Annotated in this window: 21 protein-coding genes and 2 pseudogenes; 8 read left to right on the forward strand and 15 right to left on the reverse strand. The window is 62.8% G+C overall.

Annotated features, from left to right (window positions below; translation table 11 throughout):
• Positions 1-474: 474 nt before the first annotated feature.
• Positions 475-900 (forward strand): annotated as a pseudogene (locus CGZ66_RS40910) (polysaccharide biosynthesis/export family protein); the annotation flags it as partial.
• 165 nt (positions 901-1,065) lie between these two features.
• Here the strand turns inward: CGZ66_RS40910 and CGZ66_RS40915 are convergent.
• Positions 1,066-1,857, reverse strand: a complete 792-nt coding sequence (locus tag CGZ66_RS40915; RefSeq protein WP_245331230.1) for a hypothetical protein — start codon at positions 1,855-1,857, stop codon at positions 1,066-1,068.
• A 176-nt stretch (positions 1,858-2,033) separates the two neighbouring features.
• Between CGZ66_RS40915 and CGZ66_RS25440 the strand changes: the two genes are divergently transcribed.
• A complete protein-coding gene (locus CGZ66_RS25440; protein WP_095089592.1) occupies positions 2,034-2,963 on the forward strand; it encodes a hypothetical protein in 930 nt (309 codons plus the stop codon).
• A 188-nt stretch (positions 2,964-3,151) separates the two neighbouring features.
• Here CGZ66_RS25440 and CGZ66_RS25445 read toward each other — a convergent pair whose 3' ends face one another.
• Positions 3,152-3,394 (reverse strand): cysteine rich repeat-containing protein, encoded by a 243-nt coding sequence (locus CGZ66_RS25445; protein ID WP_342586876.1) that lies wholly within the window; start codon positions 3,392-3,394, stop codon positions 3,152-3,154.
• Positions 3,395-3,430: 36 nt separating this feature from the next.
• On the opposite strand from CGZ66_RS25445, the gene CGZ66_RS25450 reads away from it, so the two are divergent.
• Together CGZ66_RS25450 and CGZ66_RS25455 are read left to right on the forward strand one after the other, a co-directional pair.
• Positions 3,431-4,594 carry an efflux RND transporter periplasmic adaptor subunit gene (locus tag CGZ66_RS25450; RefSeq protein WP_095089199.1) on the forward strand — a complete coding sequence of 388 codons (1,164 nt, stop codon included), beginning with the start codon at positions 3,431-3,433 and terminating at the stop codon, positions 4,592-4,594.
• On the forward strand, positions 4,591-7,740 hold the full coding sequence (locus CGZ66_RS25455; protein ID WP_095089201.1) for an efflux RND transporter permease subunit: 3,150 nt from the start codon (positions 4,591-4,593) through the stop codon (positions 7,738-7,740). The genes CGZ66_RS25450 and CGZ66_RS25455 overlap by 4 nt, the downstream gene beginning before the upstream one ends.
• A gap of 97 nt (positions 7,741-7,837) precedes the next feature.
• On the opposite strand, the gene CGZ66_RS25460 is transcribed toward CGZ66_RS25455, so the two are convergent.
• Both CGZ66_RS25460 and CGZ66_RS25465 read right to left on the reverse strand, forming a co-directional pair.
• Entirely contained in the window at positions 7,838-8,191 is a 354-nt protein-coding gene (locus tag CGZ66_RS25460; protein ID WP_095089203.1) for a cupin domain-containing protein, read from the reverse strand.
• Positions 8,192-8,294: 103 nt separating this feature from the next.
• Complete coding sequence (locus tag CGZ66_RS25465; protein ID WP_095089205.1) at positions 8,295-9,317, reverse strand: sugar-binding transcriptional regulator; 1,023 nt, start codon at positions 9,315-9,317, stop codon at positions 8,295-8,297.
• A 156-nt stretch (positions 9,318-9,473) separates the two neighbouring features.
• Here CGZ66_RS25465 and CGZ66_RS25470 point away from each other — a divergent pair, with 156 nt between their 5' ends.
• Positions 9,474-10,271, forward strand: a complete 798-nt coding sequence (locus tag CGZ66_RS25470) for a hypothetical protein (protein WP_095089207.1) — start codon at positions 9,474-9,476, stop codon at positions 10,269-10,271.
• Between the two features lie 15 nt (positions 10,272-10,286).
• Here the strand turns inward: CGZ66_RS25470 and ptsP are convergent, their stop codons facing one another.
• From ptsP to CGZ66_RS25495, 5 genes are all read right to left on the reverse strand, one after another.
• Complete coding sequence (ptsP, locus tag CGZ66_RS25475) at positions 10,287-12,266, reverse strand: phosphoenolpyruvate--protein phosphotransferase (protein ID WP_095089209.1); 1,980 nt, start codon at positions 12,264-12,266, stop codon at positions 10,287-10,289.
• A gap of 56 nt (positions 12,267-12,322) precedes the next feature.
• Complete coding sequence (locus tag CGZ66_RS25480) at positions 12,323-12,703, reverse strand: PTS glucitol/sorbitol transporter subunit IIA (RefSeq protein ID WP_095089211.1); 381 nt, start codon at positions 12,701-12,703, stop codon at positions 12,323-12,325.
• A gap of 128 nt (positions 12,704-12,831) precedes the next feature.
• A complete protein-coding gene (gene srlE / locus CGZ66_RS25485; protein ID WP_095089213.1) occupies positions 12,832-13,836 on the reverse strand; it encodes a PTS glucitol/sorbitol transporter subunit IIB in 1,005 nt (334 codons plus the stop codon).
• A 16-nt stretch (positions 13,837-13,852) separates the two neighbouring features.
• The gene (gene srlA, locus CGZ66_RS25490) at positions 13,853-14,614 is read right to left on the reverse strand and encodes a PTS glucitol/sorbitol transporter subunit IIC (RefSeq protein WP_013892733.1); all 762 of its coding nucleotides are present in this window, start codon (positions 14,612-14,614) and stop codon (positions 13,853-13,855) included.
• Between the two features lie 56 nt (positions 14,615-14,670).
• The gene (locus CGZ66_RS25495; protein ID WP_095089215.1) at positions 14,671-15,108 is read right to left on the reverse strand and encodes a transcriptional regulator GutM; all 438 of its coding nucleotides are present in this window, start codon (positions 15,106-15,108) and stop codon (positions 14,671-14,673) included.
• 193 nt (positions 15,109-15,301) lie between these two features.
• Here CGZ66_RS25495 and CGZ66_RS25500 point away from each other — a divergent pair, with 193 nt between their 5' ends.
• Together CGZ66_RS25500 and CGZ66_RS25505 are read left to right on the forward strand one after the other, a co-directional pair.
• Positions 15,302-15,943, forward strand: a complete 642-nt coding sequence (locus CGZ66_RS25500) for a hypothetical protein (RefSeq protein ID WP_095089217.1) — start codon at positions 15,302-15,304, stop codon at positions 15,941-15,943.
• A 109-nt stretch (positions 15,944-16,052) separates the two neighbouring features.
• A complete protein-coding gene (locus CGZ66_RS25505) occupies positions 16,053-16,727 on the forward strand; it encodes an HAD family hydrolase (RefSeq protein ID WP_095089596.1) in 675 nt (224 codons plus the stop codon).
• A 4-nt stretch (positions 16,728-16,731) separates the two neighbouring features.
• Here CGZ66_RS25505 and CGZ66_RS25510 read toward each other — a convergent pair whose 3' ends face one another.
• On the reverse strand, positions 16,732-17,895 hold the full coding sequence (locus CGZ66_RS25510; RefSeq protein ID WP_095089219.1) for a DUF930 domain-containing protein: 1,164 nt from the start codon (positions 17,893-17,895) through the stop codon (positions 16,732-16,734).
• Between the two features lie 174 nt (positions 17,896-18,069).
• On the opposite strand from CGZ66_RS25510, the pseudogene CGZ66_RS25515 reads away from it, so the two are divergent.
• A pseudogene (locus tag CGZ66_RS25515) lies at positions 18,070-18,246 on the forward strand (HAD family hydrolase); the annotation flags it as partial.
• On the opposite strand, the gene CGZ66_RS41765 reads toward CGZ66_RS25515, so the two are convergent.
• The 5 genes from CGZ66_RS41765 to CGZ66_RS25535 all read right to left on the reverse strand — a co-directional run bounded on the left by CGZ66_RS41765 (position 18,243) and on the right by CGZ66_RS25535 (position 23,446).
• Positions 18,243-18,533, reverse strand: a complete 291-nt coding sequence (locus CGZ66_RS41765; protein ID WP_425352320.1) for a DUF930 domain-containing protein — start codon at positions 18,531-18,533, stop codon at positions 18,243-18,245. The pseudogene CGZ66_RS25515 and the gene CGZ66_RS41765 sit on opposite strands and share 4 nt — an antisense overlap.
• The gene (locus CGZ66_RS25520) at positions 18,421-19,494 is read right to left on the reverse strand and encodes a prolipoprotein diacylglyceryl transferase (RefSeq protein ID WP_425352321.1); all 1,074 of its coding nucleotides are present in this window, start codon (positions 19,492-19,494) and stop codon (positions 18,421-18,423) included. The genes CGZ66_RS41765 and CGZ66_RS25520 overlap by 113 nt, the downstream gene beginning before the upstream one ends.
• A 123-nt stretch (positions 19,495-19,617) precedes the next feature.
• Complete coding sequence (locus CGZ66_RS25525) at positions 19,618-20,697, reverse strand: ABC transporter ATP-binding protein (RefSeq protein WP_095089220.1); 1,080 nt, start codon at positions 20,695-20,697, stop codon at positions 19,618-19,620.
• Complete coding sequence (locus tag CGZ66_RS25530) at positions 20,685-22,388, reverse strand: ABC transporter permease (protein WP_095089222.1); 1,704 nt, start codon at positions 22,386-22,388, stop codon at positions 20,685-20,687. The genes CGZ66_RS25525 and CGZ66_RS25530 overlap by 13 nt, the downstream gene beginning before the upstream one ends.
• A gap of 71 nt (positions 22,389-22,459) precedes the next feature.
• Positions 22,460-23,446, reverse strand: coding sequence for an ABC transporter substrate-binding protein (locus CGZ66_RS25535; RefSeq protein WP_095089224.1), 987 nt, complete (start codon positions 23,444-23,446; stop codon positions 22,460-22,462).
• Between the last annotated feature and the right edge of the window lie 35 nt (positions 23,447-23,481).

The raw sequence follows: 23,481 nt of genomic DNA on the forward strand, positions 1-23,481 counted from the left end.
ATCCGCATAAGGCCAACCAGCCGGTAGACTGATTGGCGCTCTCAAGGAGCCGAGACAGAGCGTGCGTTTTCGGGCGCAACTCACAGGGAGTGGCTCGCGCAGCAGCTGAGTTCATTCGTGGGTTTCGCGCGAGCCACTTCAGTGCCGCCTCGATGATGGCAACATCCTCGGGCCGCGCCTACGCCGACGGTATCGGCCGCCGAAATACCGTGACGAGCAAATAGAGGGGGCCTTCTCTGGTGTCTTTGGCGGAATGCAACGGTCGTTGAACGCGATATCGAAGGTCGGAGCGCAGAGCAGTTGGCTTCCGAACCTGGTACAGATGCGCCCCTTACTCAATTGGGCGATGCAGCTTACGCTCTATTTGGTACTCACCACTGCTGATCGACTTTGGTAGGCTCACGCCGTGAGCTTTGTCTGCGCGTCGCGAGCTTTGCGCGGCGCGTGGTCGGTGAGAGTCATGGAGGTCCAGTCATGGATCATGTCCAGACATCCAAGACGGATTGCCACAGCCCTGCACTCTCCGGTGGTATCCGACGATTCCCGGCCGTGGCGGCGTTGTTTCATGACCCTCGCAAGAGGTCACGCGGCGCTGCGATAAGCCTTATCCCGTTCTGCCTGATCCTGCTATTTGGCGCCCCAGCAAAGAGTCAATCGGAGACTGACGACAGGCTCGCCCCTCAAGACACTGTCGAGCTAAAGGTCTCGGGGTGGGATGCCTTGCGTGGCGGCATCACGGAGGGCGTGGAGCTCAACGGTGCTTTTACGATCGGTGCAACCGGGACGCTGGATCTTCCGGGGATTGGGCACGTTCCGGCTGCGGGTCTGCGTGAGAGTGAATTGGCAAGGCTGATTACCGATCGCTTACAGGCCAGAAGTGGGTTCGACACCCGTCCCGTCATGACCGTGCAGCGCACGCAGTCGGCAGCGTCTTCGGGCGGCGCCAAAGCCGAGGGGCACCCGGCCGGGGCGCCACCAGACGTGAGCGGTTCTCGCCCATTGGTGGAGGCTGTCGCGACCGGGCCAGGACGGGAACGATCCAAGACGGATGCGTCACTGCATGAACTATCGGCAGTTCGCGAGGAGCTTGAGGCGGCTCGCCAGCAGGCGTCTGCAGATCGTCAGTCTGCAGACAGGGTCGAGCGGGTTCTTCGCAGCGAACTGGAAGCGGCGCGAGACGAACTTGATGAGATGCGGCGCGTCACAGCCGACGCAGGCGCGAGTGCGCGTGCGGTCGCAGAGGCGACGACTCTTCAAGGACAAGCCCTTGAAGACCAGAAGCAAAGAGCCGAACGGCTCGCGCAGGATCTGGCTATGGCGCAGCGCGAAGTCGAAAGCTTGCAAGTCAAAGCCGATCTCGCGGTCCGCGAAAAGGCCGCCGCACTCGGCGCGCACCAGGCTGCGGAAGCTTCCCTGTCTGGAGCGAGACGCGCGCTTGACGGGGGGCGACAGACGATTGAACGCCTCGAACGCGACCTTGCCGCGACGCACCAATCTCTCGATGCTCTTGAGGCGAGCGGAAAACTGGCTGCGGCTGCACAAATGGCAGCTGTTCAGGACCGCCAGATCGCTGAGGCCGCTGCAAAGCGGGCCGGCGAAGCGCTGGCATTGGAACGTGGGAGAGCAGATGCTCTCGAGCGCGATCTCGATGCTGCCCGCCAGGATCGCGACGCGGCAAAAGAGGAAGTCGCCCGGCTCTCTGCTGCTTTGGAGCAACCGCGCGAAAGGGCCGTTGGCCTGACCCGCGACCTCGTTGCTGCACGCAACGAAACTGACATCCTGAAAGCTCGCACTACGCCTCGCGATCAGCGCATCGAGCCCGCTCCCAAAGCGCCTGCCGGTGATCGCGCAGGCCAACGCACCAGTGCACTTGCGGGGAAACGGGCTAGATCAGCCCATGAGCCCGAGGGGCGAGAAATCCGCAAAGTGGCGGTCCGCAAGTCGCCGCAACCTGTTCGGCTGACGACGATTGGCCTTCCCGCCGCGTTGCTCCCGACGCGGGCGCCATTGCGCACGGCACAAGGATTATGGTGATGCGCAAGTATCCAGCTGCCGTATTGGCGATCGCAGTTGCGATCGGGCCTGCTTCGGCTCTTGCTGATGGCCTTGGAGGCAAAGTCGGTGGTATCGGGGTCGGCGCCAGTGTGGGCGTTGGCTCGAACGGCGCCTCCGTCGGTGTTGGCGCGAGCGTCGATGGTGTCGGAGGAGCAAACGTTGGAGGGTCGGCCGGCGCGAGCGAGGGGTCGGCGGGCGTTGCAGGCAAGGTCGGTGGCATCGGGGTCGGCGCCGGTGTAGGCGTCGGTTCGAACGGAGCCTCCGTCGGTGTCGACGCGAGCGTCGACGGAATCGGAGGAGCAAATGTTGGAGGCTCGGTCGGCACGAGCAAGGGATCGCTTGGCGCCAACGTTGGAGCCGGTACCAACCTCGGCGGCGTAGGCGGCCTTTCGGCAAGCCCCAGTGCGGGAGACGAATCCACCGGTTCTGGCGCCGCTCCGGGCAGTACGGCAAATAGTCGAGCGAGCGCGGCGTCGGGGGCTGCCACAGGGCCAGCGAGTGTCGGTGTCGGCAAGAAGGCGGCCGCCATAGTCGTGACCAGGGGCGTGCGACACGCAGTCGCCCTGCCACGCAGCCTCCGGCCCTCCAAAGGTGGTCGCGACACGTTCTGGTCGAACACCACAGGTTATCCCACGCGGCCGCTCCCGGTGCCGTTAAAGGCGATACCTGGCACCCCGTCCGCGGTGGTTCGCGTCTGCCGTCAGGCGATCATGTCGGCTGCGAAGCCGCTTGGTGCCGTGCGTGTGTACGCAGCCAGCGCAGGTACCCTGCGCCGGCACCGACGCGGTGCCCTCACCGCACCGATCGAGGTGCGCATAGACTATGCAAGACAAGGCGGCATCGAAGTTCGACAGGCGCGGGTCGGATGTCGCCTCGACGCGGCGGGACAGGTCGTCGCGGTGACATAGGGGTGACATAGGTTTGACGAACCTGGCGGGTGTCCGACGTCTCACTGCCAGACAATAGGGCCGCGTCCATTCTCCAAAGCGTCCGAACATCCGGCTTGCCTGCTCCTAGCGCTCAGGAGTGGCATTGATACATCCGCGGCTCCGGCCCCAGCCGACCCTGACAGCTCGGCGGAGAGCAGTGCGCGATCCTAACCAGGCGTATTCGCCTTGACGACCTTCTGGCATTCCGGGGTCAGCTCGCTGAAATGCTCCGTCAGACATTGAATGACGCGGCCGCCGCCTGGCTCCACGCCTTTGCAGAACTTTTCGAAGTTCGCCTGGCAAGCCTCACGTTCGGCCGCTGTCTGCGCCTGAGCCGCAAGCATCTGAACGGCTAGGAAAACCACGCTCAAGGCAATTCGCATGACAAACCCCTCCAAAATGGCTAACATTCAATCAAAATACCGTGAAGTGTTGAGGGGGGTCAAATGCTTTTGGTATCGCGCATTGCGCTGGCCGTAACCTTGCTTACGGCGACGGCATTGCTTTCAGCTTGCAACAAGCAAAATGCCTATGTTCCGCCGCCCCCGCCCAAGGTTGACGTGGCGCTGCCGCTCAAGCAGACGGTAACGCCCTATCTCAATGCGACGGGGAACACGGCCGCCGTCAATTCGACGCCATTGGTTGCCCGGGTAGCGGGCTTCATACAGGAAATAGACTACAAGGACGGTGACAGCGTCAAAGCGGGCAGCCGACTGTTCCTTATCGAGCCTGAACCTTACCAGTTGGCACTTGAACAGGCCCAGGCTGGACAGACTTCGGCAGACGCCTCCGTCAAACAGTCCAGTGCCGACCTGAAGCGGCAACAGGAATTGCTCGCGCAGAAGGTAATTTCGGCGTCCACGTTGGACCAGTCTGCCGCTGCCGCTGCGGTCGACGTGGCCAAGCAGCAGCAGAACGCCGTTGACGTCAAGCAGGCCCAGCTCAACCTGAGCTACACCGAAGTCAAGGCACCATTCGACGGCATCGTCACCGCCCGCCAGGTATCGGTCGGCCAGTTCGTTGGCACTGCCAGCACTTCCGACCTCGCAACGATCGTCCAGATGGATCCGATATACATCAATTTCAATGTGAGTGAGCAGGACGTGCAGCGGATCCGGGCTGAAATGGCCAAGCGTGGTCTGACAATGCAGAATCTCAAGAAGATACCGGTGGATGTCGGCCTGCAGACCGAGACTGGATATCCGCACAAAGGAACGCTCGACTATGCAGCGCCGCAGGTATCTTCCTCGACGGGCACGCTACTGGTTCGCGCCGTTTTGGAAAACAAGGACAAAGCGCTGCTGCCCGGTTATTTCGTCCGACTGCGCATCCCGCTCGGCGAGCAGCCGGACATGCTGCTCGTACCGGATCGTGCAATCAGCAGCGACCAGAGCGGCCGCTATGTGCTTGTCGCCGGAAAGGACGACACAGTCGAGCAACGCGGCGTCGAGATTGGCCAACAGGTCGGCGAGTTGCGCGTCATTACCTCCGGCCTGACAGCGGAAGACCGCGTCGTCATATCCGGCTTGCTGACCGCCCTGCCCGGCCAGAAGATCGAACCCACGGTGAAGACCCTCCAGCAAACTCCGGCCAATGGTGCTGGCCAATGATCTCCAAATTCTTCATCGAACGACCCGTTTTGGCGAATGTCATTGCCGTCCTTATCGTCGTCGTTGGCATCGTCTCGCTCTTTGCGTTGCCGGTAGCGCAATATCCCGATGTGGTTCCACCGACCGTTTCGGTAACCACCCGTTATCCGGGCGCCAGCGCACGCACGGTCATCGACACCGTAGCACTGCCGATCGAGCAGCAAGTCAATGGCGTCGAGAACATGCTCTACATGCAGTCCTTCGCTGCCTCGGACGGCAGCTACAACCTGACCGTCACTTTTGCCATCGGTACAGATCTGGACCTGGCCCAGGTGCTTGTTCAGAACCGGGTCTCTGCCGCGATGGCCGGGCTGCCCCAATCAGTGCAGGTGCAGGGCGTCAACGTGCAGAAGAAGTCGACCTCCATCCTCGAGATCGTGACGTTGACTTCGCCTGACGGAAAATATGGCAGCCTCTATCTCAGCAACTACGCGACTATCAGCCTTAAGGACGAAATCTCGCGGTTGCCTGGCGTCGGCAATGTCAGCGTATTCGGCGCTGGTCAATATTCCATGCGGGTCTGGCTCGATCCCGAAAAGATGCTGGCGCGCGGCTTGACCACGCAAGATGTCGTTCAAGCACTTCAACAGCAGAGCGAACAGGTCACAGCAGGTCAGATCGGCGCCCCGCCGGCGCCGGACGACCAGTCCTTCCAATATTCGATCGAAGTGTCTAGCCGCCTTGACGATCCCGACCAGTTCGGGGCCGTTGTGGTCAAGACAGGCTCCAATGGCGATATGACGCGTGTTCGCGATGTCGGGCGGGTTGAACTCGGTGCGCAGACCTACGGACAGTTCTTCAACCTCGACGGTCAGCAGGCCGCCGGCATGGCCATCTTCCTGGCACCCGGCGCGAACGCGCTCGATGTCGCCAAGAGGGTCGCGTCCAGGATGGAAGAACTGGCGCGTGCCTTCCCGCAAGGCATAGTTTACGCGATACCGTTCAACACGACGAATTTCGTCAGCCAGGCGATCAACGAGGTCTACAAGACTCTGTTCGAGGCGGCGGTGCTGGTTTTGATCGTCATTCTCGTCTTCCTGCAGGATTGGCGGGCGATGCTGGTTCCGGCGACGACCGTACCGGTCACCATCATTGGCGCGTTCGCGGCGATGGCGGCGCTCGGCTTCTCAGTCAACCTTTCCACCTTGTTCGCCATCGTGCTCGCCATCGGCATCGTCGTCGATGACGCCATAGTCGTGGTCGAGGGAGCCGCCCACAACATGGAACGTGGCATGTCGAGCCACGACGCCGCCATTGCCGCCATGAAGACATTGTTCGCGCCGATCATCGGCATCACGCTGGTGCTGCTGGCGGTGTTCCTGCCGGCGGCCTTCCTTCCCGGCCTTACGGGCCGGATGTACGCGCAATTCGCGCTGGTGATCGCGGCGACCGCGCTGATCAGCGCCGTCAACGCCGCGACATTGAAGCCAACGCAATGCGCGACATGGCTTAGGCGTCCCGTACCACCGGAACAGCGCAACGTCTTCGCGCGCGGCTTCAATGCGGTCTACCAGCGTGCCGAGAATGCCTACGTCCGGTTGATCGGAGGGATGGTGCATCATAGCGCAGTAACGGGTGTGGTCGCACTCATGATCATCGGCGCGGCCGGCTACGGCATGTCGCGCGTCGCCACCGGTTTCATCCCGATCGAAGACCAGGGTTATCTGCTCGCGGCGGTTCAGCTGCCTGACGGCGCCTCGCTTGGTCGCACCCAGGAAACGCTGCAGCAGGTTTCGAAGATCGCCAAGGCTACACCTGGGGTGGAGACGGTGGTCACCATCGCCGGGCTTTCGGCGCTCGACAACAATTCAACGCTGGCCAACGCAGGCGTCGCTTACATCATTCTCAAGGACTGGGATCTGCGCGGCAAGAGCGAAGACCTGGCTTCGCTCTACGCCACTCTCAACAAGAATCTGTCGGGCATGGCCGACGGCGTTGTGCTGGTGCTTCCTCCGCCACCAATCCAGGGCATCGGCAACGCCGCCGGCTTCACGCTGCAAGTCGAGCTCCGCGACGGCAGTTTCGACCTCTCGAAGCTGCAAGGCTCCGTCAGTGCGATCGTCAACAAGGCCGAGACACAGTCGGGCATCCAGCGCGTCTCGTCATCGTTCCGCGCCAACGTCCCGCAGTACAAGGCCGAGATCGACCGCGACAAGGTGCAGGCCCTCGGCCTGACCACGGACCAGGTATTCCAGACGCTCGCCGGTTATCTCGGCTCCAGCTACGTGAGCCAGTTCAACAAGTTCGGGCGTGTCTTCCAGATCTATGTGCAGGCTGACGCCCAGTTCCGGTTGACGCCGGAGGAAATCGGCCGCCTTACCGTCCGCAACAACAACGGAGATATGATCCCGCTCGGAACCGTGTTGACGATTGAACCCAGCGTCGGTCCATCGCTGATCAGCCTGTACAATCTCTATCCTGCCGCGTCGATCGTAGGCGTGCCCGCTGCAGGCTTTTCGTCAGGTGACTCAATCAAGCTGATGGAGGAGATTGCCGCGGATACCCTTCCGCCCGGTACTGGCTCCGATTGGACTGCGCTGTCTTTCCAAGAGAAGCTCGTTACCAATCAGGTTTACCTGGTGTTCGGAATGGCGCTGCTGCTTGTCTACCTGGTCCTTGCCGGCCAATATGAGAGCTGGCTCGCTCCGATCTCAATCCTGCTCGCCGCGCCGCTCTCTCTGGTGGGCCCGGTCTTGGTGCTGAATGGCCTTGGCATCGACAACAATCTCTATGTCCAGATCGGCCTTATCCTGCTCATAGCGCTGTCAGCCAAGAATGCGATTCTGATCGTCGAGGTCGCACGCGAACTGCGTGCCGCCGGCACGCCTATCGTCGTATCGGCGATCGAAGCCGCACGTGCCCGCTTCCGGCCCATTCTGATGACATCGTTTGCCTTCATCCTCGGCGTGGCGCCGCTGGTGTTCGCCACCGGCGCCGGTGCGAGCGCGCGAAAGTCGATCGGCATCACGGTCTTTTCCGGCATGCTCGCTTCGACCTGCCTGGCCATTCTTTTTGTGCCATCCTTTTTCGTCATCCTGCAACGATTGGAGGAACGGCGCTCCGCACGCGCGAAGAAGAGCGAGGCCACCCCAACGCTCGTCAAGTAACGATACAATCAAAGCAGGATGGCGCGCCGGCATGCCTGTCGTCGCTCGCACTGGATATGCCAGGGACGTCAACCTTCAACGGCCCATGCGAACAGGCTCAGCCGACCCTGACGACAAAATGCTTCGTCACCGGTTCGATGATCTTCCAGGTTCCCTTGAAATCGGCTTCCACCACGAAGGCGTCGCCGGGGCCCACCTCGACCGCTGCGCCGCCATCGGGGGTGATGATGATGCGGCCGGCGATCATGTGCACGAACTCGTAGTCGGTGTAGGTCGCGTGATAGGTGCCCGGCGTCGCCCGCCATGTACCCGAGATCACCTTGCCGTCCTCGGTCGTGTGCTGGACGGCGGTTTGCATGGTCGGCCTGTCTTCTACCACGATCCATCCGGCCAGATCGCCAGCGTCGGCCTTTTCGACTGCGCCGAATTTGAGGATTGTCTCGCGTGTCATGGCTCAGGCTCCGTTTGATTGGCTCAGGCGTCAGTTGCCTGGACGGTCAGATAGCGGATGCCCCTGGCGCCGGCAACCGGCCGGCAACACCCGGCCGACATCACTAAGAAGCTTGCGCCGCATGCGCCTCGAGCATGCGCCGCGCGCTTTCCTCGTCGGTGATCAGGATCGTCGGTGCGATCAGGGTCATAGCGCCAAGCAAGGCTTCGATCTTCTCCTCGCCGCCGGAGGTCAGGATGCGGATCGGCGCCTTGCGCAGACGGTCGACATCCACCGACATCACGTGGCTGTTGACGGGATGGTCGACCAGATCGCCATTGCGGTCGAAGAAATGGAACAGAAGGTCGCCAACGGCGCCACGCGCAAGCAGGGCCTCCCGATCCGCTTCCTTTAGAAAGCCGCCGCGAGAGAAGGTGGTGGCCGAGGCGATGCCGCCGACGCTCAGCAGAACGGCATCGAGCACGTTGGCCATTTCAAAAACCTCCTGCAGGCCGCAGCGCTCGACCAGCGCGATCTTGGTCTCGACGCTGTCGACGACGGCCGGCGTCGGGATCAGATAGCCGTCGCCCTGGAAGATTTGGGCGAAGCGCCAGGCGAACTCGGCCGGGTTGAATCGACGCACGACGCCGACACCGCCGAGCAGCGAAATGACCTTGAAGTCGGTCAGCGACTTGGCGCTGATGAAGGGCAGGCTTGAGAACAGCGTCCTGCCCCAGCCGACGCCGACGCGCATGCCGGACTTCATCGTGTCGGACAGGAAGCTGCCGGTCTTGGCGCTGATCGCCGGGGTTGGGTCGGCATTGGGGGCGGAAAGCGGCGCCACCAGCGCCTGTTGCAGCCCGAAGGTCTTTTCCAGCGCCCGCTCCAGCCGCACGATTTCCGACAATTCGCTCTCGATGCTGATCTTCACCTCGTTGCGCGAGCGGGCGTCCGCCAGCATGCGCACGATGGTGACGCGGCCGACGCCAAGCACGTCGGCGATCTCGTTCTGCGTCATCTGCTCGACGAAATACATCCAGGCGGCGCGAATCCTGAGACGATCCGTCCGGCTTTCGCTGGCGACCTGCTCGGGCGTCTCGCTTCCACCTCGACGATCGTCGGTTTCGCTCTGTCGTCGCCTGCCCAAATTCGTCCCTCCCCCACGGCGATGGACGAGCGCGCCGTCGCCGATTCTGCATGCTGGTCTAGTATCGCCTATTGATCTACCAATCGATAGGAACAATCTAGAAGTGGCGGCTGCCTTCTGTTGGCGGCCATCCGCAGCAATTCGAGGCGATTGGCAATGCTCCGACAAATCTCCGAAGATGTCCGCGTCAATCTGAAAGACCGGTTGCGGGAAGTCCGTGAAATCATTCGCCAAAGCCGCCATGACGGCAGCGGCGACGCCAGTGTCGTGCGCGAAGCAACCAGCCATCTGCCGCCATTTCCAGGCAAAGGCATCGAAGGCCTGCTCAGCCATGCCGCAAGTGCCTTCGACGAAGCGCTATCGATCGCCGAATCCTTTGTCCCGCATGAGCGCCCGATCAAGGTCGACGGCACCACCGTAAAAGGCCTCGCCACCTATTTCCCGACCGGGAACGAAAATCGCCAGTTGAGCGCGGAGCGCCTGTTCCGGCGCGACATGTACTATCTGACCAAGGCGGTGCTGGCCGGCCTGAACATCGACAATGCCCGCATCCACGAAGCCGATTTTGCCGCCGTCCATGCCACGATGCGCAAGCGGCATGGCGATCTGCTGGCCGCCTTGGTCGCGCCAGGTGCTGGGCTTCCGGCGATCGCGGCCACCTGTTCGGCGCTGCTGGTCGAGTGTCTCAACCAGCGCCCCGTCCACTTTGCCGAAACGCCGGAAACGCCGGCGATCGGTGACCGGACGCTCGACATCAACTGCCTGGCGCCGCTCGTTCTGGCCTGTGGCCTGGCAACCACCGGCAGGGACAGTTCGCCTGAGCCGGATATGTTGGAGATTGCAATCCTGGCAGCCGATATCCGCCACGACCGCATTGTGCAGGCCTGCGCCAAGGCGAGCCCGGTCGACCAACTGACACCCGTCTTCGCCACCTTGCTTGCCCATTTGCCGTAACGGCCCAGAACTCGGCTAGGCGGCACCTTCGGCCGCCATGGCCATGATCGCCTTCTTGGCACGCTGGATCGAGGCTGGGCTCATCGAGAGCTCGGTCAGCCCCATTTTGATGAATGTTGCAATGAGATCGGGCCGGCCGGCCGCTTCGCCGCACATGCCGACCATGATGCCGGCGGCGACGCCGGCTTTGGCCGTCATTTCGATCGCCGACATGACGGCCGGATTGGTGACATCGTTGAGCTTGGCCACTGTCGGGTTCAGCCGGTCGGCGGCCATGATGTACTGGGTCAGGTCATTGGTGCCGATCGAGAAGAACGCTACCTCCTTGGCCAGCGCCGGGGCAATCAGCACGGCGGCCGGGGTCTCGATCATCACGCCGAGATCAAACGCCGCATGCGGCACGCTTTCGGCTTTCAGCTCGGCCGCGCATTCCGCGACCAGAACCCGCGTCCGCCTGACCTCGCCAATGTCGGCCACCATCGGCAGCATCACCTTGACGTTGCCATGCACGGCCGCCCGCAGCAGCGCCCTGAGTTGGCGCTTGAAGATGTCGGGCCGGTCGAGGCACATGCGGATGCCGCGCCAGCCCAGAAAGGGGTTTTCCTCGTCGGGAAATTCGATGCCGGCGATCGGCTTGTCGCCGCCGATGTCGAGCGTGCGCACGATGACCGGGTACGGTGCAAAGGCCTTGGCCAGCGCCGCATAGGTCTCGGCCTGCATGTCTTCCGAGGGAAGGTGCATATGGCGCATGAACAGGAGCTCGGTGCGGAACAGGCCGACGCCCATCGCGCCGGCCTCCTGCGCTGCCTCGATTTCCTCCAGCGAGCCGATATTGGCGGCGACCTCGATCACCTTGCCATCGGCCAGCTTCGGCGTCACCGTCTTGAAGATGGTCAGCCCGGCGCGTTCCTGCGCCGCCGCTTCGACACGGCCGGCGAATTCGGCGCGGGTCGCCGCGTCGGGATCGACGATCACGCGGCCGCTGTTGCCATCGAGGGCCACTTCGCGCGCGCTGCGCAAGGCATTGATCTGGTCGCCGAGGCCCAGCACCGCTGGAATGCCGTGCGAGCGGGCGATGATGGCGATGTGCGAGGTGGCGCCGCCATGGCCGCACACCACCCCGCCGATGCGCTTCAGCGGCGCGCGCGCCAGGTCCCAGGCGCCAATGTCGTCGGCGATGAGGATGGCGCCTTCGGCGATGTTTTCGAGGCTGATGTCGTCCTGCCCGAGCAGCACGAGGCAGATCTGCCGCCCGACCGCATGGACGTCATCCGCCCGCGCGTTGAGATAGTGATCATCGACCGCGCTGAAATCGGCGGCGATGGTGGAGGCGGCGGTGATGACGGCTGAAACCGCATCGTTGCCGCCCTTGATCAGGCCCTCCGCCTCACCGGTCAGGCTGTCGTCGGCAGCGATGTCCCTGAGCGCGGCGATGATGCCACGGTCTCCAGCTGACAGACTGTCCTGCGCCAGTGCCCGATCCATGCGCGCCTGGACGGCAGCGACGGCGGCGCGGAACCTGTCGATCTCGCTGGCGACCTCCTCGACCTGCAACCTGCGGCCTTGTCCGGCGATATCAGGCGGGAAATGCGCGAAGGCCGGCCCGATGGCAAAACCTTCGCTTGCGGCCACGCCGCGCAAGCCGGTGGTTGCGGCCGAAACTGCAGGCACAGAGTCCAACGCGGCAGCGGCGTCCTGACCCGCATTGCCGGTCGGCTGTGAATCCTCGTCGTCAAGGCCCGCCTTGGGGTTTTCGAGATAGCCGATCAGCGCCTCGATGGCCTCGATGGCGTCGGCGCCGTTCGCCCGCACGGTGACTTCCTGGTTTTCCTTGACCGCCAGCAGCATCAGCTTGACCGAGCTCTTGGCGCTGACCGCCTTGCCGTCCTTGACCAGTTCGACGTCGGATTCGAAACCCTTGGCGAGCTTGACGAACCGCGTCGCGGGACGGGCGTGCAAACCTTCATGCACTCTGACGATGGTCGAGCGTTCCATGGCAAATACTCTGGTCCTGGGCACCACCGCCAACATCGGCGGCAACGCAAATACTGTCAGGCGGCGATGGTGATGATCGCGCCGGTCGTGAGCGCAGCCACGAGCGCTTGCGCATCGACCTGCGAGGCGCAGATCTCGCCCGGCCGCTCGGCCTCGGCAGCGCCGTTGAACGAGATGACGACATGGCCCATTTCCAGCACCTTGCTCCAGGCGCTGGAACCGACCGCGGTAATGGTCGCGGCAACCGGGCCAAGGGTGATCGACGCGCCCTTTTGCGGCGCGCCGTCGCTGGGTCCGTGCTCCGTCTTGTGGAGCACGGAAACCTCGGCAAGCTCCGGCGGCGAGCCATCCGCAAACAGGATGACCACGCCCCCTTCGGCAAGATCCGCCACTTCGGGTCCGATGGCAGTGACCCGTGTTCTCAACAGAACCGTCATATGGCGAACCTCATTTCCTAACTTCTCTAAGAGCGATTCACTGTTTCACGAAAACGGCGAACCGCTCTATCCCTTTGTTTGGCGGAATTCCGGACGGAAGACCGTCTCACACTTTTCCTGGAACTGTTTCAGAACACGATCAGGCTGACGATCCAGGCGATCAGCACCGAGACCGGGCCCATGATCTGGCGGCTGATGAGCACCGCCGGAACACCGATCTCGATCGTCTTCGGTTTGGCCTCACCGAGCGCCAGGCCGACAGGAACGAAGTCGCAGCCCACCTGGGTATTGTAGGCAAACAGCGCCGGCAGTGCCATTGCCGGCGAAATCGTGCCGTTGGCGATCTGCGGACCGATGATGGCAACGCCGATGACCTGTGCGATGACCGCGCCTGGCCCGAGGATGGGCGACAGGAACGGCAGGCCGCAGATCGCCGAGATGATCAGCAGGCCGACAATGTTGTTGGCCAGCGGACCCATCGGCTGCGCCAGCACATCGCCGATGCCGGTGTAGAGGATCAGACCGATGAGCATGGTCACGAAGGCCATGAACGGCAGCACGTTGCGCACAACCTGGTCGATGGTACGGCGGCCGGCATTGAAGAAGATGCCGACGACACGGCCCATGACGCGGCCGATCGAGCTGATCAGGCCGATCACGCCGCCCTCGCTCGGCAGCGGTTGCGGCGCCGCCGCCGCGTTGTTATTGCCTGGATTCATCGATCCTGCTCCCCCTGCAGTGGTGACCGCTTCGGATCCGTCCGCCATCGTGATGTTGGCCGGCTTCACGCCCGAAACGTAGATGTCCTCGGTGATGAACTGGGCAAGCGGCCCAGACTGGCCGACCGGCGTCAGATTGACGGTCGGGATACGCTTGCGCGGATAGACGCCGCACCGTGCGGTGCCACCGCAATCGACGACGACAACCGCCATCTCGCTTTCGATCGGCGGCGCCTTGAAGCCGTCGACGGCTTCGGCGCCGGTCATATCGGCAATGAGCTGCGCCACCGGATGAATGCCGCCACCGGTGACGGAAACAACCTTGCTGCGCTGTTCGGTCGGCTCGATCACCAGCGGACCGCCCCAACCGGTTTTGCCCCGGGAGATTTGTACGGCTTTGTATGTCTTGGCCATGATGTCCTCCCCGCCCTTACAGCTCGACGCCCTGGCGGCGCGCCATGATGGCGGTGATGCGTTCGGTCAGCATGCCCTTGAGCAGGATGACGACGAGGCCGACGATGGCATACCAGATCGCCACCTTGACGTGATAGCCGGCGACGACGGCGCCCTTCTTCTCCAGTTCCAGCAGCGCGACGAGAATGCCACCCCAGACGAAATACTCGCCGGGATTGATGTGCGGGAACAGGCCGAGCGGCGGGTGCACATAGGACACGGCCGCGTCATAGAAGGCCGGCTTGTGCTTCTCTTCCAGGAACGATCCGAACGTATAGGCCATCGGATTGGTGAGGAAGAACACCGCCAGCAGCGGCAGCAGCGTGTAGCGGGTCAGCGCGATCCTGCCGGCGCCGCGCGCCAGGCCGTGCACGCGCTCTTCGCCGACCAGTTCGGTGACCGCGTAGAAGGCCGTCATCAGCACCACCAGGGTCGGAATGATGCCGGTGACGAAGCCAGCGAAGACCTCGCCGCCCTTCTGGAAGATACCGATGAAATACTTGCCGATGGCGGTCAGCCAGCCGAGCTGCTCTTCCTGCTGGACTTCCTTCAGCTTTTCCTTGAACTGATCGACGGTGATCGGTCCGCTGTCCGCCTGTGCGAGGACAACGAGATGGTCGGAGGCATGCTCTACCGCGAGCTTGCCATGCAATGCAGCATCCGAGACCATGGCACCTGCGACATGCAGATTGTGCACGGCCATGTCGGCATGCTGCGCCAACAACGAAAATACAGACATTTCTCCTCCTTATGCCGCCCGCCGGTTGATCCCAGTCGGTGCGCGGCGTCCTCTCTCTAAGCCCTTGCTACGTTCAAACCGGACAGGCCCGGCTTCTTCCCCGGCTCCGACCGTGTCTTGTCGATCTGTTCGATCGCCCGCTTCACGGCCTCGGCCACACCGGGTTCCCCCTCCCCCATGATTGCAGGGTTGGACCGGACTCGATCGAGGGGAACGCCCTCGAATTCTTCATGTCTCTTGAACTTGGTGAACACGGAACGGCCGCTCATCACCATCAGGCGGCGCACGACCAGGTCAGGCGTCACCACGACCAGCGCGATGGTGCCCTTGGCCAATCGACCGCGAAAATTGCCGGCTCCGACGAAGCCATCCTTGTACTGGTCGGTGACGCCCCTGAAGACATCCGAATAGTGCCGCATTTGCAGCCAAACGCCGACCGACTGCAGCGCCCAGACAATGACCAGCAGAAGCAGTCCCCACTGCCAAATCGCCATTCGGTTCTCCTCCCGAAGCCTGTGTTGAGCCGCACCTTGGACCGACGCGTGACAACAGCAAAGTGAGAACATTTGTTTCCGCGAATGTCAATATGTATGATATTGGACGTGACCTCGGTCATCCACAGGCCGTCAACCGATTTCGGCGGCGGCGTCGTTGTGCTAGCCTGGCTGGGAACAGGATATGAGAAACATGGATCTGCCCTTCAGGGACGAATTGGCGCTGATGCCCGACCTTCGCCACCGGTTGCGGCAGTTGCGCTGGTTCCGCGCCACCTTCCGCGGCAGCGCCAAGGTGGTGTCGGACACGTTCGGCGTGCGCTTTGAAATCGATGAAGCGAAGCTCACCAGGGCCTTTCTCGACTGGGTCGAGGTCATGGAGGCGCAGAAAGGCTTCGCCGCGGTCGACCGCGCCGACTTCATCGTCTTTGCCGCCGGCCTCGTTCTGCGCGAACTGATCAGGCAGGCGCCGGCAAGGGATATCTCCGGCCTCAGCCAGTTGATTGAAACGGATTCGAATGCCGGCACGCTGGAAATCATCCGTTTCTGGCCGGAAGGGTTCCTCTACACCAACTACTGCGTCTCGGTGATCTCGGCGATCCACGAGCAGGAATTCGGCAGTGCGCCAAGCATCGACAAATGCGCCGATGACCTGCGCACATGGTGGTCCTATCGCGAGAACGTGACCGAGATGCCGGCCTACGCAGTGGCTTTCCTCGACCGCTTTCTCGGCGCCGAACCGAACTGGATCACGCCCGATCGCGCGCAGTCCCGGCAGGCCATGCAACGGGCACTCGGATCCGCGCGTGCCAGCGATGCCATCCGCCGGCTTTGATTGACCACCGGTTTCGCGCCTCCAGGCTGGGCGACTGTCAAAGCCCCGCCCTTGAACATCTGACTTTTTGCCGATAGCGATGTGCGATATCGACTCGGGAGAAAAGCGCGTGGCGCGATCAAGGCCTATCATTTTCGATTGCGACGGCGTTCTTGTCGACAGCGAGCCTCTGGCCGCCCGCGCCTATGAACGCGTCTATGACAAGCATGGCATGCCTGGGGTTCACGGCGGTATCATCGCCCAATGCATCGGCATGAAACAGTCCGACATCATCGCCAAGATCAGGGATTTGACCGGTCACCAGTTTCCGGCGGCGGCGGACGGCGACATCTGGGCCGAGACCAAGATCCTGTTTTCGCAGGAGTTGAAGCCGACCCCCGGCATCACAGCGTTTCTGGAGACGCTTGCCGGCGACCGCTGTGTCGCCTCGTCATCCTCCGTCGATCGCATAAACCACAGCCTGGCTGTCACCGGACTGGCGCGGTTCTTCGGCGATGCGATCTACAGTTCCTCGATGGTCAAACGCGGCAAGCCCGCGCCGGACATCTTCCTGTTCGCCGCGGACAAGATGGGCGCCAAGCCGGCAGACTGCATCGTCATCGAGGATTCGCCCTTCGGGATAGAGGGCGCGGTCGCCGCCGGCATGACGGCGATCGGCTACACCGGTGGCGGCCATACCTATGCGGAGCACGGCGCGCGACTGACAGCGGCCGGTGCCAATTTCATCTGCAGCGATTGGCAAGAAGTTAGCCGGCAACTGGCCGGGCTCGGGGTGCCGGCCTAATCTATCAGCGAACAGGCAGTCCGAGGCGAACCCATTCGCTGGGCGGGATCGCCGGTCCGACGCGGAAGGTGAAGGACAAGACCCTCGTCGCATCGGTGTCGACCTGGCACCGGAAGCCCAGATGGTACCATTTCGTCGTTGCGCGGAAAGCGACATCCGGGGCGTCGAGGACATTGCCCACCTTCAGCGGAACACTTGGGATCAGGTCGGGGAAATAAGAGGCATCCACCAGTTGCTGCTGCAACGCGCTGGCGCAAAGTTGGGCAATACGCTTCTCGCGAGGCACCCCGCCCATCGCGCTTGTAGCCAGCGCATCGCCGGTAGCGCCCTGCGAGTAGAGCCTGTGAACCCCCGGAAGGCCCGAATAAGCCCGCGAAGCACTAGCAGCGGTATCCGTGGAATTTGGCCTCCCGGCGCTCTCGCTTCGGGACTTGGAGACCTTCGCAGGGCCGGGCTTCGGCGCATTTGCGGGTTTGGGCTTCGGCGCTTCGGTTGACGTGGGAAGCTCGATCTCACCGTCGCCGTCGGCAGCCAAAGGCGGTGGCGCCGCTTCTGTCTGCTTGTCGGGTTCGTTCGCTCCCGCCTCTTCCTTGTCCGCCTGCTGTTTATCCATCTCCTGGGTTGGAGCTGCCTGTTTCTCCTGTTCGGGCTCGGCGTCCTTCGCAGCGTCTACCGGCTTCTCGTCGACTTTGGTTGAATCTGGCCGCCCCTCGGCGACCGCCGGGGTGGTGGATCGGCTCTCTGCAGGCTTCGGCACGACAGGCGGCTTCGAATCGTCCTCCTTGGCCGGCGAAGGCGAGGTGTCTTGAGCGCTGGCCCCATCCAGGGATTTCCTGGGACCGGTGTCCTTGTCGCCAAACTGGAAAACCGGCTTCAGGACCTCGACTTTCGAGGGCTTTTCCGGCGCAGGTGGTTTTTCCACTTTCGGTTCCGGCGGTTTTTCAACCTTCGGTTCCGGTGGCTTCGGAGGCGGCACCGGAGCAGGTTTCGGTTTTGGTTGCTCGGGCGGAGGCACGAGCGCGACATTGACCGCCTGCTCCTCCTGCGGCTGTTGGGGAGGCCTAGGCACGTTGTAGACCACGAGCGCTGCGACGAGCGCGTGCAGGATCAGCGATGCGGGCAAGGCCCACAACAAATTCCGGCGCCGGTCTCGTGTCTCGTCCTTCATTCCTTCCGATGTGGAATGAAAAAGCGGCGGCTTCAAGCACTGCCACTGTATTGGCGCCGTTTAGCCCCTGACAGCTTGTCGATTTGGATCACCACACCCAGGGCAGCCCGGCCAAGGCGCTGGGGCGGCTCAATGAGCGGCTACCCACGATCCGATCCATCAAGACCGGAGATCAGCCAGTTCGCCGCCGCCAGGATGGGTGCCGATCCGGCCGACTGCATCGTCATCGAGGATTCGTCCTTCGGCAGCCAGGGCGCGGTTGCCGCCGGCCTGACGGCGGCTGGTGCCGATTTCGTCTGCGCGGACTGGCAAGAAATGGCCGGCAATTGTCCTTTTGGCGTACCGGCCTAATTTAGCGGATACTTAGTGAATCCACGGCTGGCCCATTCGCCAGGCGGGACTAATGACCCCACACGGAAGTTGAAAGATAGGACCCTCGTCGCATCGGCGTCGACTTCACATCGGAAGTTTAGATCGTACCAAGTGCTTCTGGTGCTGAAGGCCGCTTGAGTAGGGTTGAGAACATTACCTTTGTCCAGCGTAATGGTTGGCACCCATTTGACCGAATAGTCGGCACTTTGCAGTTCCTGGCTCAGAACATTGCCGCAGGGTTGCCACGCGCTGACCGCGCGACACATTCTCCATGGAGCTTGTGGCGAAGGCATTGCCGGTTGCCCCCTGCGAGTAAAGCTTTCTGACGCCCGGAAGGCCGGAATAGATTGGCGATCCTGCAACATCGTTGTTGGTGGGATTTGACCTTCCAGCATTCCCGATCGGCGCTTTGAAGGCTCTTGCGGGTTTGAACGTCAAGGTCTTGGCAGGTTTGGGCTTTGCCCTTCCAGTTGAGGCTGGAGGCGCTGGCTTGCCACCAGTCTCAGCCGCCAATGGCTTTGGCGTCACAACCGCTTGCTTTTCGGCGGGTTGCGGTGCGAGCTTCTGTTTGTCCGGCTGCTGTCTGTCAGCGTCCTCGGTCGCCTGCTTCTCCTCGTTTTGCGCAGGTTTGGCGTCCGGCGCGGCGGCCTCCTGTGTTTCCTCGCCTTGCGCGGGCTTTTCGTCCGGCGCAACGGTGGCCGGCTTCTCGTCAGGCTTGCTGGGCTCTGCCTTCTGCTGTGGCGTTGCAGCCGGGGCGGGCTGTGTCGGCGCGGGTGTCGGTGTTATAGGCGGCTTCGCCGCCTCATCCTTGGCCGGTGATGGCGTGTTGGGTTTAGCGCTGCTTCCGTCGAGCGATTTCTCCGGTCCCGTATCTTTCTGGCCGTACTGGAAAACGCGCTTCAGAACATGCTCGTCTGGCGGTTTCGGGGGCTCCGGAGGCGGCTTTTGTTCAGGCGGCTTTTCAGCCTTCTTTTCAGGTGTCGGCTCCGGTGGCTTTGGAGCAGGTTTCTGCTTAGGCTTCTCGGGCGGCGGCACAATCGCGACATTGACGGGCTGTTCCTGCTGATCCGGCTGCTGCTCGGATCTCGGCACGCCAAAGAACAAGAACGCTGCGATCAAGGCATGCAGGATCAGCGATGCCGCCAAGGCCCATCGCCAACTGCGAAACCACTCTCGTATCTTGCCGTTCATTGCGCCCGATGTGGAATGAAAAAGCGGCGGCTTCAAGCACAGGCACTGTATTGGCGCAATTTAGCCGCTGACAGGTTGGTGATTTCGATACCCGGCGCAGCAGCTGGCGGCGAGACCGGTGCGGCCTTTTCCCAAACCCGCCGAGCAGGTCGAGCATCATCATGATGCCGCCCCCGTCGCCGGGATGAGCCATCCGGATCGTATCCGCAGACGCGCCTGCGCGCCGCGCTCCAGCATCACCGGATCGGGCTGTTCGAAATGCAAGGTGAGGTCGGGGCTGGCGGAAGGCGCAAATTCGATGCGCGCCGAGCCACCTTGGTAGATCACCCGCTTGACGAGGCCATCGAAGCCGGGACCGTCCGGCACCACCTCGAGATCGGCTGCCCGACAGCAGATCTTTGCGCCGACGCGCGGCCGCTCGCCGGTCCGGCAGCGAACGACCAGCTCGGTGCCGAGAACCCTGACCTTGCAGTGCCCGGCCTGCTCTGGGCTCAGCACATCGGCGGGAAGCAAAATACCTTGCGAAATGAAGGACGCCACCATTTCATTTGCCGGCTCATGATAGAGTTGGCGCGGCGTCGCCAGCTGCGCCAGGCGCCCATGATCCATCACCGCGATGCGGTCGGCCAGCGCCATCGCTTCGGCCTGGTCATGGGTGATGTAGACGATGGTGGTGCCCGTGCGCTTGTGAAAGGCGGCGAACTCATCCTCCATCGAGGCTCTCAGATGCACATCCAGATTGGCGAGCGGCTCGTCGAACAGCACCAGCGACGGCGCGGCGACAAGGCAGCGCGCCAGCGCCACGCGCTGACGCTGGCCACCGGAGAGATTGGCCGGCCTGCGTTCGCCCAGCCCCTGCAGATTGACCAAAGCAAGCGCGTCCTCGACCTTCTGGCGCGCAGCCGCTCTGTCGAGCTTTGCCACCTTGAGCGAATAGCCGATGTTCTCGGCGACCGTCATATGCGGCCACAGCGCATAGTTCTGGAAGACGATGCCGACGCGCCGCTTTTCCGGCGCAACGCTGCCGCCCTTGCCCGACATGACCTTATTGCCGATGCGGATCTCGCCTGACGTCACCTTCTCGAACCCGGCGACGAGGCGCAGCAACGTCGTCTTGCCGCAGCCGGAGGGGCCGAGCACGGCCAGGAATTCGCCGTCGCCGACATCGATCGATACATCCTTGACCGCGTCGAAGTCGGCAAAACTCTTGGTCACATGGTCCAGGGTCAATCGCGCCATGGCAGCACTCCGCCTGGAAGGTGTGGGGCAAGCAGATTGGTCGCCAGCATCAGCACGAAGGTGACCGCCACGGTGATTACGGACATCGCCGCCGAGTAGTTGGAATCGCCGCCCTGCTCGAAGGAAAACATCACCACGCCGATCGTCTCCGAGCCCGACGACCAGAGCAGCGCCGAAACAGTGAGCTCGCTGAGCGCCGTCATGAAGATCAGCAGGCCGCCGGCGATCGCCGCCGGCGCCACCAGTGGAAAGATGATCGTGCGCATGCGCAGGAACAGTCCGGCGCCGGCCACTTGGGCCGCTTCCTCCAGCGCCCGGTCGATCTGGTGATAGCCGCTGATGGTCGGCCGCAGCGCCAGCACCAGGAAACGGGCGAGGTAGGCATAGAGGACGATCCAGACGGTGTTGTAGAGCTGGATACCGGTGAGCGGGATCGGCCGCAGGAACAGGAGCAGCGAGGCGATCGCCAGTACCACGCCGGGCAAGGCATAGGGCAGTTCGACCGACAGGTTGAGCAGTCGCACCCAGCGCTGCTTGCCCCAGGCAATGAGATAGCCGATCGGCACGGCGACGAGAACCGCGAAGAAGGCCGCCGCGATCGACAGCCAGAAGCTGTTGAAGAAGGCGCGGCTGGCCGCGTCATGCTCGAACAGCACGAAGCGATAATTGTCGAGCGTTGCCGTCCTGGCAGTGAGAGCAATGCCGTAGCCCGGCACCAGCGACGTCAGCACCAGCCCGAACAATGGCAGGAACAGCACCGCCACGATCAGCAGCCACATGCCGGCCTGGACGGCAGGTCGCCAGCGGCCGAGTTCGTAGGGCTCGGCCGGCAGCGACGTCGAGCTGATGCGATAATCGCGGCGGCGGCTCACGACCTCCTGCGCAAGAATGCCAGCCATGGCGATGATGCCGATCAACACTGACAGGAACGCGGTTTCGCCGAGCACCGCAGGGCCGCCGCCGGCCAGCCGCTGATAGATCAGCGTCGGCAGCACGAGATAATTGGCGGGAATGCCGAGAAAGGCAGGGATACCGAAATTGCCGACACAGGACACGAAGGCAAGTGCGGCGGCCGCCATGATCGACGGCGTCATCAAAGGCAACACGACGGTGACCAGCACGGTGAACCAGCCGGCGCCGCCGGCTCGCGCCGCCTCGACCAGCTCGCGCGGCAGTTTGCGCAGGCCGGCGCGCACCAGCAGGAAGACCAGCGGGCCGTATTGCACGCCGAGCAGCAGGATGATGCCCGAGGTGGAATAGAGCGGATTTCTGGTGCCGAGCGGCGGTGCCGCGCCAAACAGCTTGAGGAAGGGACTTGCCGGACCGAACAGTTGCAGCCAGGCCAACGCAGTCACCTGCGGCGCGATCATCAATGGCATGACGTAGCAGAGCACCAGCGCACTGCGGCCGCGTATGTCGGTCAGCGTGATGAGGAGAGCCACGAGCGTCCCCGATAGCACTGCAAGCAAGGTGCCGCCAATGCCGACGACCAGCGTGTGCCAGGTCGCGATCCAGGTCGCCGGGCTTTTCAATCCGGCCTCTATCGCCATGCCGGACAAGGTGCCGCCGGGTGCCACGATCTCCTTGAAGAGACGCAGCACCGGCAGCAAGGAAAGCAGGGCGATGACGACGGCCACCATCGCCGTCAGGGCCATTTCCTGGCCCCGGCGTTCCCTGATCCGTGTCGACATGATTGCGTTTCCTGGGATCGGTCGGCGGTCCGGGATGCCGCTTAAAGGGCATCCCGCCGCGATTGTCGGGCTCAGCCGCCGAACAGTTCCGAGAACTTCGCCTTGTCGGCGTCGGTGGTGGCCACGATGGCCTTGGTGTCGAACGGCATCACCTTGACCTTGACGCCTTCCGGCATCCATTCGGGGCGGCCGACCGAGGCGCGCGCCGGCAGATAGCCCATGGACAGCGCTAGCTTCTGGCCTTCATCGGAAAGAATGAAGTCGACGAACTTCTTGGCGCCGTCAACATTCTTGGCCGTCTTCATGATCGCGACCGGTTCGGTCACCGCCGGCACGCCTTCGCTAGGGAACACGAATTCGACCGGCGAACCCTTCTTCTTGGCGTTCATCGCCATGAAGTCGACCAGGATGCCATAGGGCTTCTCGCCGCTGGCCACCGACTTCAGCACGGCGCCATTCCCGCGCACGCTGACGGTGTTGTTGGACTTCAGCTTCTGGAAGAAATCCCAGCCATAATTGGTGTCGCCGACGAAGCCGGAGAGCAGGTAGGCGGCCGCACCCGAATAGAGCGGGCTCGGCATGACCAGGCCGTCGGCATAGGCCGGCTTGGCCAGATCGGCCCAATGCGCAGGCTTTTCAGCCGCCGCGGTGTTGTAGACGATGCCGGTGGTGATCAGCTTGCTGCCGAAATAGGTCTTGCCGGCGTCATAGGCATCTGCCTCGATGCCGTCCAGCTTTGCCTCGGGATAGGGCAGCAGCCGGTCGTCCTTCTTCAACAGCTCCATGCTGACCGCGTCGGCAATCAAAAGCACGTCGGGCTGCGGGCTGCCAGCGGCGAATTCGGCTGCCATCTTGGTCAGGATGTCACTCGTTCCCGAACGATAGATAGTCACGTCGATACCGGGCTGCGCCTTCTTGAAGGCATCCACGGTCTTGGCCGCATCGGCTTCCGGTTGGGATGTGTAGAGCGTCAACGTTTCAGCACCGGCCACGCCGGCAAACAAAGTTGCCGCGAGTGCAAGCTGGCTGGCCAGCAGCTTGATGAATAGCGTCTTCATGAGACCTCCTGTCTGTCTGTGCATGAGCGGTCCGG

Source organism: Mesorhizobium sophorae (assembly GCF_002270415.1).
GTDB lineage: Bacteria > Pseudomonadota > Alphaproteobacteria > Rhizobiales > Rhizobiaceae > Mesorhizobium > Mesorhizobium sophorae.